The sequence below is a fragment of the Sulfitobacter sediminis genome (assembly GCF_040811725.1).
Classification (GTDB): Bacteria; Pseudomonadota; Alphaproteobacteria; order Rhodobacterales; family Rhodobacteraceae; genus Sulfitobacter; species Sulfitobacter sediminis.
The window spans coordinates 55,831-68,720 of sequence record NZ_JBFNXX010000005.1 but is presented as its reverse complement, the minus strand read 5'-3'; the positions used below and the strand labels follow the sequence as shown (position 1 = coordinate 68,720).

10 protein-coding genes are annotated in these 12,890 nt (G+C 65.4%); 2 read left to right on the top strand and 8 right to left on the bottom strand.

Features of this window, described 5'->3' with window-relative positions:
* Positions 1-51 precede the first annotated feature (51 nt).
* The 6 genes from mdoH to AB2B41_RS08105 all read right to left on the bottom strand — a co-directional run bounded on the left by mdoH (position 52) and on the right by AB2B41_RS08105 (position 9,071).
* Positions 52-1,926, bottom strand: a complete 1,875-nt coding sequence (gene mdoH / locus AB2B41_RS08130) for a glucans biosynthesis glucosyltransferase MdoH (RefSeq protein ID WP_367877274.1) — start codon at positions 1,924-1,926, stop codon at positions 52-54.
* Entirely contained in the window at positions 1,923-3,452 is a 1,530-nt protein-coding gene (locus AB2B41_RS08125) for an OpgD/OpgG family glucan biosynthesis protein (RefSeq protein ID WP_367877273.1), read from the bottom strand. The genes mdoH and AB2B41_RS08125 overlap by 4 nt, the downstream gene beginning before the upstream one ends.
* On the bottom strand, positions 3,449-4,702 hold the full coding sequence (locus AB2B41_RS08120) for an OpgC family protein (RefSeq protein ID WP_367877272.1): 1,254 nt from the start codon (positions 4,700-4,702) through the stop codon (positions 3,449-3,451). Before AB2B41_RS08120 ends, AB2B41_RS08125 begins: the two co-directional genes overlap by 4 nt.
* Before the next feature lie 18 nt (positions 4,703-4,720).
* Positions 4,721-6,070 (bottom strand): tetratricopeptide repeat protein, encoded by a 1,350-nt coding sequence (locus tag AB2B41_RS08115; RefSeq protein WP_367877271.1) that lies wholly within the window; start codon positions 6,068-6,070, stop codon positions 4,721-4,723.
* 192 nt (positions 6,071-6,262) lie between these two features.
* The gene (locus AB2B41_RS08110; protein WP_367877270.1) at positions 6,263-7,468 is read right to left on the bottom strand and encodes a CaiB/BaiF CoA transferase family protein; all 1,206 of its coding nucleotides are present in this window, start codon (positions 7,466-7,468) and stop codon (positions 6,263-6,265) included.
* Positions 7,455-9,071, bottom strand: a complete 1,617-nt coding sequence (locus AB2B41_RS08105; protein WP_367877269.1) for a thiamine pyrophosphate-binding protein — start codon at positions 9,069-9,071, stop codon at positions 7,455-7,457. Before AB2B41_RS08105 ends, AB2B41_RS08110 begins: the two co-directional genes overlap by 14 nt.
* A gap of 255 nt (positions 9,072-9,326) precedes the next feature.
* On the opposite strand from AB2B41_RS08105, the gene AB2B41_RS08100 reads away from it, so the two are divergent.
* Positions 9,327-9,806: a DUF1579 domain-containing protein gene (locus tag AB2B41_RS08100; RefSeq protein ID WP_367877268.1), complete on the top strand. Its 480-nt coding sequence runs from the start codon at positions 9,327-9,329 to the stop codon at positions 9,804-9,806.
* Between the two features lie 6 nt (positions 9,807-9,812).
* On the opposite strand, the gene AB2B41_RS08095 is transcribed toward AB2B41_RS08100, so the two are convergent.
* Together AB2B41_RS08095 and AB2B41_RS08090 are read right to left on the bottom strand one after the other, a co-directional pair.
* Complete coding sequence (locus tag AB2B41_RS08095; RefSeq protein ID WP_367877267.1) at positions 9,813-10,388, bottom strand: GcrA family cell cycle regulator; 576 nt, start codon at positions 10,386-10,388, stop codon at positions 9,813-9,815.
* Positions 10,389-10,487: 99 nt separating this feature from the next.
* A complete protein-coding gene (locus tag AB2B41_RS08090) occupies positions 10,488-11,399 on the bottom strand; it encodes a DMT family transporter (protein ID WP_367877266.1) in 912 nt (303 codons plus the stop codon).
* A gap of 256 nt (positions 11,400-11,655) precedes the next feature.
* Between AB2B41_RS08090 and AB2B41_RS08085 the strand changes: the two genes are divergently transcribed.
* Positions 11,656-12,828, top strand: a complete 1,173-nt coding sequence (locus AB2B41_RS08085; RefSeq protein ID WP_367877265.1) for an aspartate aminotransferase family protein — start codon at positions 11,656-11,658, stop codon at positions 12,826-12,828.
* The last annotated feature ends 62 nt before the right edge of the window (positions 12,829-12,890 follow it).

The window sequence follows — 12,890 nt, the reverse complement described above, 5'->3', positions numbered from 1 at the left end:
TCTTGCAAGAGAATTGCCAAGGCTTTTGCAAAAGCCTTGTCCGCACCCAACCTATTCCGCCGGAACACCTGCCGATAGTTCCGCCCGGATCTCCGCCCGCGCCGTTCGCGCCCGCGCCACGATGGCCGGTTCGCGCAGCGTATAGGGGCTGTGCAGCGCCAAAGAACGCGGCGCCCCCCTTGCGAGATTCACACCCGACAGCGCCGACAGCGGCACCGCCAGCAACAAGCTCGCCGCGATGGGAATAAGCCAGAGCGACACCAGCCCCGATACAAGCCCCAGCGTCAGGACAATACCGATCGCCGTCTCCAGCCAGTGAAACTTCACCAGAGTCATGAGCGGATACCGCTGCACGTCCCGCCGCTGCGGGGCCCAGGCTTCCGACCGCGTCAGCGCTGCCCGCAGAACTGACTTGGTCTGCTGGATCATCATGATGGGCGCATAGGCGACCGACAAAAGTACCTCCGTCAGGAATGCCCCCAGAAAAGCCCCGTGCCCCCCAAAGATGCGCGTTGCCGCGGGCACCGCCGAGATGATCGCCGCACCGACAATCTTGGGCGTCAGCAGCATGGCGTACATGATCACCAGGAACACCGCGCTGTCGATATGGCTCATCGCCGGGGGCCAGTCGGGGAACAGAGGGTTCGCCTCGTTGAAATAGCGGATCACGTTGGTCTCCGCGTCCTTGCCCAGCAACGCCCAAAAGACCAGCAGCAGGAACCACGCGGGCGACAGCAGGTAACTCACAGCGCCATGCAGCAAATGAAACCGCGATACCGGGTGCAGCCCGGCGGTCCGCAACAGCCGCAAATGCTGCAAATTGCCCCGGCACCAGCGCCGGTCGCGCAGCGTGTAGTCGATCAGCGTCGCGGGCGTCTCCTCGAAACTTCCCGTCACACGCGGCCGGAAACGCACCCGCCAGCCCGCGCGGCGCAACAGCCCTGCCTCGACAAAGTCGTGGCTCAGGATCAGGTCGTCGCGGCCTCGCGACGTCAGATGCGGCAGCCCGGCGCTTTGCGCAAAGGCCCGGATGCGGATGATCGCGTTATGACCCCAGTAATTTCCCTCCGACCGCGACCAGAGCGCCAGCCCTTCCGCCAGCAGCCAGCCGTAGGCGATGTTGGAGAACTGTTGCAGCCGGGCGAACAGCGTCTCGGCCCCGATCAGCATCGGGAAGGACTGGATCAGCCCCGCGTCCGGATCGGCGGAAAGCTCGCTCGCCAGCCGCTCGATGGCGCGGCCTGTCATCAGGCTGTCGGCATCCAGCACCAGCATCGCGTCATAGGCAGCACCCCAACCCGTGACCCAGTCAACGATATTCCCGACCTTCTTGTCCGTATTCTCAGCGCGCCGCCGGTAGTGGACAGGGAAGCGCGCCGTGGCCGCAAGCCGCTGGTAAGCCTGCCATTCCTGCGCCGCGATCCTCTCGTCCCGCGTGTCCGACAGCACGAAGAGCGTGTAGCGATGAGGACCATTGCGCGCCGCCAGATCATCGAGCATCGCGGCGGCATTGCCGAAAACGTCCCAGGGCACCTCGTTGTAGACGGGCACCAGCAGCGCCACGTCCAGCGGCGCGACGCTTGCAGGCGCGCGCTGTTGCGATTGCTCGCGCGCCAGCAGCCCCGCAATCGCGACACCCACCGTGCTGACCGACAGCGTCACCCAGACAAAGGTCGCCCCGATCATGCTCAGCAGCAACCACTCAAGCCCCGTCATCCCGGCACCCGCAAGCCATGCGTAAAGCCCGTAGAGCAGGAGAACGGTCCCGATCAGCGCGGGCAGGAAGGTGGCCACACGCCAGAGCGTCGGGCTGACGGGCGCAGGGGCAGAGACACGCGGCGTCGGGGCCGCACGCAGATCCTGCGCCCGCATTTCGAGCGGCGCGCGCGGCGGCATGGCCGAGGGGAAGGGTGCCGCATCGCTCATGCCGCGGTCCACCGGTAAAGCCAGACCTCGCTCAGCGCCTCGCCCCCCAGCCGCAACTGCGCCCGAAACTCTGCCAGCGTCGCCTCGCCCGGCGTGAAGGTGAAGGCCAGGCGCGGCCCGCCTGTCTCTGGGTTGCGCTGGACGATGCCGGGGCTCACCTCACCGTGTGATGCGCGCACCAAAACCTCGATCTCGGCCAGATCGTCCGGCATCCGGTCCGACGGCGCAAAGTCGATGGCGACGATCTGCCCGCCCTCAGGCCGTCCGCCCATCGCGGTGTTCAAAACCTTGACCGGCACATCCGCCGTCGCCGCCACCGGGTCCGCACCCCAGTGCAGCGTGTAGGACATCGCGTGCTCGGTCCCGGCCAGGATCGGCTGCGCGGGCTGCCAGTAGCTGACGATGTTGTCGTATATCTCCAGATCGGCGGGGATCTCGACAAGCGTCACACTGCCCGGTCCCCAGTCCTCCCCCGGCGTGATCCAGACCGCCGGACGGTTGTGGTAAAGCGCCTCCAGATCATTGAAATCCGAGAACTTCCGCTTGCGTTGGCAAAGGCCGAAGCCGCGCGGGTTCACGTCCGAAAACGCGCTGATTTGCAGGCTCTTCGGATTGGCCAGCGGTCGCCAGATCACCTCGCCCGCCCCGTTGTGAATGAGCAGCCCGTCGCTGTCATGCACGGCCGGGCGGAAATCCGAGAAACGCTCGCGCATCGTGCTGTCGAACAGAAACATCGACGTCAGCGGCGCGATGCCCACATGAGTGAGGTCCGCCCGCGCGAAGATCGTCGCGGATACCTGCATCTCCAACACCGTGCCATGGGTGATCTCGAACCGGTAGGCCCCCGTGCAGGACGGGCTGTCGAGCAGGGCATGAAGCACGACGGTATCGCTGCCCGGTGCGGGTGCCTCCAGCCAGAAGGTCGTGAAATCGGGAAACTCCTCGCCCATGGGATCGCCGGTCTTGAGCGCCAGTCCCCGCGCCGACAGCCCGTAAATCTCGCCCGTCCCGATCCCCCGAAAGTAACTCGCCCCCTGGAAAACCGCGTATTCCTGGAAAATCCCCTTCTTCTCCAGCTCCGCCCGCAGGCGCAGGCCGGAATAGCCAAGCGTCCCGTCGATCTCGACATCCGGAAACTTGTCCGTCGTATCGAACACACCCATGTCGAAGGCCAGAGGCCGGACCGCGCCGTTCTCGACCACATGGATCGCCACCGGTTGCGGAAAGTAGAGCCCCGGGGGAAACACATCGACCCGCTGGGGCAGGTCGGTCCCCTCCCACAGCGCATTCCGACTGTCGAACCAGATCTTGCGGTACTGGTCATAGCTCAGGTCCCGCCAGGTTTGCGGGATCAGCGGGCGCGGCTGGTATGGCTCTGCTGCCAGCGCGCGGGCGCGGTCTCTGACCGTCTCGGGGCCGAAACCGCCCACGGCGTACCCCAATTGCAGGCCCGGCTCGCTGGCCAGGGCGGCGACAGGCGTTGCGGCAAGGGCGGCAAGAGCCTTCAACACATCGCGCCGGATCATGGCTTGGCCTTCCCGCGCCAGGGCTGCGACTTGAACCAGCCCGCGCCATAGGCCACCGCAACAAGCACCATCGCGCCCAGCAGGTTGACCAGGATCGTGATGCCCCAGTCGCGCCCGTAGACATCCATCACGAACCCCAAGAACCGCGCGATGAACATCGACACGACGAAAACGGCAAGGCTCTGCTGCCCGACCTTCAGGATCACCGCCAGCATTCGGCCCCAGCCCCGCGCCAGGGCACCGTCACCAGAGGGCCGCAGCCGGTCGCCCCCATCGCCGGCCAGCACCCAGCAGATGTAGGCAAGGCTCAGGAAATGCACGTAGCGCAAGATGCCAAAGTCCGACTTGTCGATCAGCGGGGCATAGGCGGCACGCCAGTCGCTTGCCCAGCCAAGCTCAAGCTCGCGCACCCCGATGCTGCTGAGCGGGACATTCGCCAGCACCAGCAGCGCGGCCAGCGCGAAAAGCGCGGGCGTCACCGGCGGCGGCGGCAGCCAGCCGCGCATGAAGGCAAAGCCCGTGAAGAAGATCAGCTGCCAGCCGAAAGGGTTGAAAAACCACGTCCTGTCCGTCCAGGGCTCCGCCGGCAAGGCAAGGTGCAGATGCCCAAGCCCCAGCCCTTCCATCAGGGCCGCCTGGCCCATCAGCCAGACGCCGATGACAAAGGCCGCCACCAGCCGCAGGTCCACCCGCGCCAGCGCCATGACCACCGGCATCATCAGCAGCACCACCATGTACATCGGCAGGATGTCGAAATAATTCGGCACCCAGCGCAGGGTCATCAGGCTCAGCAGCATGTCGGGATTGTCCCACTTGTCGCTCTCGACGAAAATCATCCAGAGGTTCAGCTGGCCCCAGTAATTCCGCCCCGTGATCTCGAGGTCCGTCAGGAAGACGCACAGCGCCAGCGTGGCAAAGAACAGCCCGATATGCGCCCAGTAGACCTGCCAGACCCGGAACAGCACCCGCGCCGTGCCCATGAGCCAGCCCTTGCGCACAAATGCCCCGCCAAAGGCAATGGCCGAGGCCATGCCCGAGCAGAAGACGAAAATCTCGGTCGCGTCCGAGAACCCCCAGCGCGCCGGGATCCAGAGGGTGAACAGGTTCCCCGGCGTATGTGCCATGAGGATGATGAACATCGCGATGCCGCGAAAGAAGTCGAGCCGCAGGTCGCGCGTCCGCGTGGCCGACCGCTCCCCAAGGGCGGTGACGGGGCGGGAGTCGATCTGGCTTGTGTCGGCGAGGCTCATCTGGCTGCGGGCCCGAAATTACTGCGCGGGAATGCGCCGCGCGCGCGCGATCTGGTCGAACCGGGTGGCGGCAAAGCGGTCTTCGCGTCCGCCGCGCAGGGCAAGCCTCTCCAGCAGGACCTGTTCTGCCGCGTCGAAATGGCCCGCGCGCAGGCCCGCGTCAATGGTCATGCGCTCAAAGACGTCGCGCTGCGCGTGACTACCCCCGATTGTCTGCATTTTTGGGCGGGCTTTTGCCAATCGGGTGAAAGCCTCGCCATAGCGGCCCTCTGCAAAGGCATTGAGCCCCGACAGCGCTGTCACCCCCGGATCGGCCACGCGCGTGGCCATGTCGCCCGTCTTCTTCGCGTCGCGGGCGAACCGGGCGGCCATGGCGGCGCTGGCCTCACCCTTGCCGGCGCCCGCTAGGGCCAGCTGGTAATGCAGATCGGCAAAGACCAGACAGCCGTCGTCGATGCGCGTCTCGGCCAGTGTCCCCAGTTCCTCCCAGCGCTTGCCCACGTCCCGCCCCTCCAGCTCCAGCCGCATCAGCAGCGAGGTGGCATTGGCGATGTCGCGATAGTCGTCGGTCCTGTCGGCGCGGATCTGGCTGTCATAAAGATCCAGCGCCGTATCCATCTCGCCCCGGTCCAGATGCAACAGCGCCTTGTGCCACCACACGTGATAGCGAAAGTTGTTCGACCCGTCCCAGGCGCTCCGGTGATCCTCGATCAGCGCGATCCCCGCATCCGGTTCGGCCCGCATGTCATGCACATGCGCCACCGCGTGCAACCCCCAGGCATCGTCGGGCGCATAGGTCAGCCCCGCGCGACCGGCCAGCTCGGCGGCGGCATAATCACCTGTTTCCTCTATCGCAAAGGCATGACAGCCCATCATGTAGCCCCGCAAGGGATGGTCGCAGGGATGCGCGGGCATCACCCGCTCGACCGAGCTGCGCATGCCCGCCGCATCGCCAAGAATGAAACGGATCGCCTGGATTGCCTTGGCCGTCAGCGAATCTTGCGGGGTGTCGTCAAGGATGCTCTCCAACGCCGCGACCGCCCCCGTCGGGCTGTCCGCCAACCAGTGATCGAGCGCTGCAATCCACGTCCGCTCCCGCGTACTGATCTCAGCCTCCCGCGCCGCGGCATGCGCCGCACTTCGCGCGTCCTCAGCCACCTGCCACATCTCAGCCCGCCCCAGCATCAGCGAGAAGAGCCCCCGCGCCGCGTGCCCCATGGCAAAGCCCGGCTCTGCGCTCAGCACGTCACCCAGATGCTGCGGTGTTGCCGGTTTATGGGCCAGAAACGCGCGGATCATCGCGTTCCAGCTGTCCACGCTGGCCGCGTGTTCCAGCGTCACCGGGGCGTCGCAGATATCGGTTTTCATGGGGCAGGCCTCTCGCAGTCTGTCGTCCTGCCTTAGAGGTACGCGCAAACGCGGATTCTAAGAACGCCCGCACCCCCGGTCACACGTCAACGTGAAGTTGCTGGGCGCTTTCGTGAGAATCCGTGACAAAATCCGCTTGAATTACGCGGATTTACGGCAGGTTTCTGCACATCGGGCCGGTTTTCGCCGGTTTCACTTGCCCGATTTCCGGGCATCCGGCCCCCATGTTTCAAGCACCTCGTCGGTATCCTGCCCGAAACGGGGCGGCGGCCGGTCATAGCGGACGGGCGTCGCCGAGAATTTCAGCGGATTTCCCAGCAACCGCAGCGCGCCGCCCTCGACATCCGCGCGGGGCACTTCCACAACCGCGCCGCGCGCTTCCGCCTGATCCGACGTCAAAGCCTCTTCGATGTTGTTGATCGGCCCGCAGGGCACCTTGACCGCCTGCAGCGCCGCGACAAGCGCGTCCTTCTCCATCCCCCTCATCGCGGGCACGATCCGGTCCATCAGCGCCGCCCGGTTCTCGATCCGGCCAAGGTTCGTGGCGAAACGCGTGTCCGATGGCAGCTCGGGCAGCCCGATCACATCCGCGAACCGCGCAAACTGCGCGTCATTACCAACCGCCAGCAGGAAATGCCCGTCCGAACATTCGAAGGCATCGTAGGGCACGATATTGGGATGCGCGTTCCCCCGCCGCTCGGGCAACTGGCCCGAGGTCAGGTAATTCGTGCCCTCATTGACCAGCCATGCCATCGAGGCATCGACCAGCGCCAAGTCGATATGCTGGCCCTCGCCCGTCCTGTCGCGGTGGCGCAAGGCGGCAAGGATACCGATGGTGGCATACATCCCGCACATCACGTCCGCGATCCCCACACCCACCTTCATCGGCGGCCCCTCCGGTGCCCCGGTGATCGACATGATCCCCGAATACCCCTGCGCCATCAGGTCATAGCCCGGCCGGTCCCGGTTCGGCCCGGTCTGCCCGAAACCCGAGATCGAGCAATATACAAGCGCCGGGTGCGCCGCACAAAGCGTCTCGTGGTCCAGCCCGTATTTCCGCAGGCCCCCGGGTTTGAAATTCTCGACCAAGACGTCGGCGCGGACGGCAAGGTGACGGAGCACGCGTTGCCCATCCTCGGTGCCGATATCGACGCTAATCGACCGCTTGTTGCGATTGGCCGCCATGAAATAGGCCGACAGGTCGGTGCGATCACCCTGCCTGTCGCGGGCATAGTTCGGCCCCCAGCCGCGCGTGTCGTCGCCCCCCGACTTCGGGTTCTCCACCTTGACGACCGTTGCCCCAAGGTCGCCCAGCAACTGCGTGCAGGTCGGTCCCGCGAGGATGCGGCTGAGATCGAGAACGAAAACCCCGTCGAGCGCGCCCCTAGATGCGCCCATCGTAGGCTCCGCGGTCGATGACGGCGGCAATCACGGTAAAGGTCTCGGCCTGAAGCGCCTTCGTCAAAGCTTTCTCCAGCCCCGCGCGGCTGCGCACGGTCACGCCCGCGCCGCCAAAGGCCACGCCCATCGCCGCGAAATTATGCTGCGCGAAATCCACCCCGTGATTGGCCAGCTGCCGCTCGCGCTGCTTTTTCTCGATCAGCGCCAGCGAGGCATCGACAAACACGACGAAAATCGGATTGAGGTCCAGCTCCGCCGCCGTGGCAAGCTCTCCCGCCACCATCAGGAACCCAGCGTCACCCGAGAAAGACACCACGGGCCGCTTGGGCTCGGCGATCTTGGCACCGATGGCCATCGGCACGGCGCACCCCATGGTGCAAAGCGCCGAGGATTGCATCAGTTCGCGCGGCGCATAGCATTCCCACATCTGGCTCAGCAGGATGCGGTGCGCGCCGCTGTCGGCACTCGCAATCGTGTCGCGCGGCAAGACCTTGCGGCAGGTGTCGATGATCGCGGCCGGGCCCCAGTCCTCGTCTGTCGAGAAAGCCTTGGCCAGCGCCGCCTTGACCGCGTCGATCTCGCCTCCGGCCCAGGTGTCCCGCCCGTCGAGCCCGTCACTCAGCGCGCCCAGCGTAGCGGCGCAATCGGTGACGAAGTTCAGCGTGGACTGGTGCATGTAGTGGTGATTGGGCGCTGCGGTGATGTCGATCACGTTCTGCCGGTCCGGATGCCAGACATCCCGCCAGCCGGGCCGCATCTCGATCGGGTCATACCCCACGCAGATAATCAGGTCGGCCTGCTGCACGAATGGCACCAGCGTCTTGTCCGCCAGCGGCGACAACCCCGCGCCGCCAAGTGACAGCGGATGATCCTCGGGGATGATCCCCTTGGCCTTGTAGGTGGCGATCACCGGGACGTTGTGATCCTCCGCGAACTCACGCACCGACATCTCCGCGTGCTGGTTCAGCGCATCCACACCCACGATCATCACCGGCCGCGTGGCGTTCTCAAGCCAGCCGCGGGCGATGGCGAGATCGGTCCCCGAAGGTGCCGCCGCACTCGCCGCCCTGCGCGGCGGCGGGGCATCCGCCGCGATCTGCGTGTTTGCCACGGTGATCGGCACATCGATATGCACCGGCCCCATGCGTCCCTCGGTGGCGATGGCCACCGCCTTGTCCGCGATCACATGCGCCGCATCGGCGGTGAGCGAGAAGGTCGCCTTGGTAATGGGCCGGAACACCGCCTGCTGATCGACGACCTGATGGGTGTAGGTCTGCACCTCGCCCGGGTCCATGCAGCCCGACAGCACGATCAACGGCACCTGGTCCTGCAGCGCGTTGGCAACCGTGTTCACCCCGTTCAGCGTGCCGGGCCCGATGGTGCCCACGAGGATCGCGGGCGCATGGTCGCGGTGGTGCACGCCCTCGGCGATGAAGCCCGCCGCGTTCTCGTGCTTGGCAAGGATGAACCGGATACCCGCCGCCTCCAGCGCGTCAATCAGAGTAAGCACCTCGCCCCCCGGCATGCCAAAGGCGGTCCGGCACCCCGCTGCAAAAAGACGGCGGGCAAGGGCATCGGCGGCGCGGATCATCTGCGTCATGGGTTCGGCTTTCGCTTGGGTCCCATTGGTTCAACCACGTCCGCAAGCGCGGCGCAATTCACTGTTCTGTTGGCTTTGTTGCAGCTTGGGAAACAGACTTTTTCGAACGCGGCGCCCAACTCCGGGCAATGGGCGCAATTCTGACCGGTTGAGCAAAGGATCCGCAGCGCGTCCGACACAAGCGATTTTCATTGCCAGCGGGTCGCGCCGAGCATATGAACAAAGAGTGAACATCTAATCGGAAGGCTTGCACCGATGACAGACACCCCCGAACACTGCCGCGACTTTGATTTCGAAATAGGCACCTGGCACGTCCGTCATCGCCGCCTCAGGGAACGGCTCACCGGCTGCACCGACTGGGAAAGCTTCGAGGGCACCGCCGAGATGCGCCCGGTGCTGGGCGGCAACGGAAATATCGAGGACAATCTGCTGCATTTCCCCGGCGGCAGCTACCGCGCCATCGCGATCCGCTCCTACGATACGCAAAGCCGCAACTGGGCGATCTGGTGGCTGGCGACGGATGATCCGCACCGCATCGACGTTCCCGTCATCGGCCGGTTCGAGAACGGCACAGGCACCTTCATCGCCCGCGAAACGCTGAGGGACCAGCCCATCCTGGTCCGTTTCCTCTGGCTTCACACGGAAACCGCCACCCCGCGTTGGGAACAGGCGATGTCACCCGATGAAGGGCAAAGCTGGGAAACCAACTGGACGATGGATTTCCGCCGCGCCTGAGCGCCGTCAGCGCCGCCGGTCACGGCGCGAGGACATCGGCTGGAACGCCACGCCCACATGCGCCTCGCAATAGGGCTTGCCCTGTTTCACCGGCAGCCCGCAGAACCAAAAATCTTCGGTCGCCGGATCGCCAACGGGCCACTTGCAGGTCCGCTCAGTCAGTTCCATCAGGCTGATCTTCTTGGCCTTCTTCTCGACCTCGTTGACCTTGGCCAAGGCCTCCGGGCTGATCTCGTTGGCCGAGGGCTGGGGCGGCAGGGGCTGGCCTGCGGGGATGATCTGCTTGCGCGCGGGCAGGGTGGAGCGCGGCGGCGCGGCGGCCTCGGTCTTCATCTCCACTGGCTCCGCCTTGGGTGCGGCCTTGGGCTTGGCCTCTGCCTTTGGGGCGGCCTTGGCCTTGGGCTTGGTCTCTGTCTTGGCGGGGCCAGCACCGGTCGCGCGGTTCGACAGGCCCAGCCGGTGCACCTTGCCGATGACCGCGTTGCGCGTGACGCCGCCAAGCTCCTTGGCGATCTGGCTGGCGGACTGGCCTTCGCCCCACATCCGCTTCAGTGTTTCAACGCGCTCATCGGTCCAGGACATCGGCAGTCTCTCTTGTTCAAAAAGCGGCCCCCTGGCCGCTTTGTCGTTTATCAGCGCCTAATACTAAACCTCTGACGCCTGCGTGCAAGGGAGGAAGCGTCAGACCGAGGTCGTTGGACGCGGCGGCACGACCTTTTTCACCCGCGCTTCCCGGAAGGCAAGCAGCAGCGCCCCCGCGATGATGATCCCCGCCCCTGTCAGCGTGACCGCATCGGGGATCACACGGAAGAACAACACATCGTAAAGGGCCGCGAAAATCAGCGTGCCATAGCTGAAGGGCGCGACGAAACTCGCCTCGGCCCGCGCCATCCCGTTGACGAAAAACGCCTGTGCGACGCTCATGCAAAGCCCCAGTGCTGCCAGGAAACCCCATTGCGCCGCCGTGGGCGCCTGCCAGACGGCGATCACCGCAAGGCTCGCGATGATCACGCCCAGCCCGTTGTTGAAAAGCAGTATCTGGAAGGGCCGCTCCCGGCCTGCGAGCTTCTTAATAAAGATCAGCTCCATGCCCATCACCACCGCTGCCCCCAGCGCCAAGAGGGCGGCGGGCTGAAAGCTCTCCGGTGTCGGGCGCAGCAGCACCAGCGCCCCCGCCAGCGCCAGCGCGGCGGCGAACCAGCGGACCGGGCCCACACGCTCGCCCAGGAGCGGGATGGCAAAGATCATGGCGAAGACAGGGTTCAGAAAGGAAATCGCCGTGGCATCGGCAAGCGGAATATAGGCCACGGCGGCAAACATCAGCGTCACGCCGCCCCAGCCGAAACAGGTGCGCGCCACATGCAGTGGCAAATGAGGCCGTGTGAGGCGCGGGCGCAGAACCGCAGCGATCGTGGTAATCCCGACAAAGGCAAAAACGAACCGCCCGTGGCTTATTTGCAGGGGATGAAGCGCAGGCCCCAAAGCGTCGCTGCCAAGCGCCTTGGCAAAAAGCGTCGTCGCCGCGATAAATGCGGTGGCCGTGGCAATCAAGAGTGCCGCCAGCGCGTTGTTGGGTGTCGGGCTGTCCTGCATGGCCCCTCATGCGCGCAACGGATTGTCCCGGCAAGCGGAAAAACAGGGCTATGCAAGCGCCTCCGCACCCTCTATGACGGCCCCATGATCACGATGGCACATATCCCGTCCCGACGACGCCGCGGCTAAGCCTCTCGCGTGGCCTGCATGACGCAGGTCTGATCCCGGTGCGTTGCACCATCCCCTTACGTACTTGACCCTCCGCGCCGCCCATGGCCTCCTGTGCCTTTAGCGGCCCCTCATAAGGATGATCCAGATGATCTCTTCCGTTCTGCCAACCTATAACCGTGCGCCCCTCAGCTTTGTCTCGGGCGCTGGCGCCTGGCTGACGGAGGCCGATGGCCGACGCTTTCTCGATCTCGGCGCTGGCATCGCGGTGAACGCGCTTGGTCACGCCAACCCAAAGCTGGTCGAGGTGCTGACCGACCAGGCGCAGAAGCTCTGGCACACCTCGAATCTCTACCAGATCCCGCAGCAGCAGGCGCTTGCCGATAAGCTGGTGGCGAACACCTTCGCCGACACGGTCTTCTTCACCAACTCCGGCACCGAAAGCTGCGAACTGGCCGTCAAGATGGCGCGCAAGTATTTCTACGACAAGGGCCAGCCCGAGCGGGTCGAGATCATCACCTTCTCCGGCTCTTTCCATGGCCGCTCAAGCGCTGGCATCGCGGCGGCAGGCTCGGAAAAGATGACCAAAGGCTTCGGGCCCCTCCTGCCCGGTTTCGTGCACCTCGATTTCGGCGACCATGACGCGCTCAATGCCGCGATCAACGACAAGATCTGCGCGATCCTCATCGAACCCGTACAGGGCGAGGGCGGCATCCGCCCGGTCCCCGACCAGTGCCTCAAGGGCCTGCGCGATCTCTGCGACGAACACGGCATCTTGCTGATCTTCGACGAGGTACAATGCGGCGTGGGCCGCACCGGCAAGCTTTTCGCCCATGAATGGGCGGGCATCACACCCGACATCATGATGGTTGCCAAGGGCATCGGCGGCGGCTTCCCCTTGGGCGCGGTGCTCGCGACCGAAAACGCCGCGTCGGGCATGACGGCAGGCACCCATGGCTCCACCTACGGCGGCAACCCGCTGGGCTGCGCGGTGGGCTGTGCCGTCATGGACATCGTTGCCGACCCGGCTTTCCTGGCCGAGGTGAACCGCAAGGCGAGCCTCCTGCGCCAGAAGCTCGAAGGGCTTGTCGCAGGTCACCCCGACGTCTTTGAAAGCGTACGCGGCTCCGGCCTGATGCTCGGCCTCAAATGCAAGGTGGCCCCTGGCGATTTCGTCAACGCGGGCTACGGCAAGGAAGTCATCACCGTCCCCGCCGCCGACAACGTGGTGCGCCTGCTGCCGCCCCTGAACATCACCGAAGAAGAGATCGCCGAGGCCGTCAACCGACTGGACGCAGCCGCCGCAAGCCTTGCGCCCTGATCTTCATCTTTCCAATACACCTCTCCGGGGGGCCGGGGGTGGAAAACCCCCGGCGCTCTCAG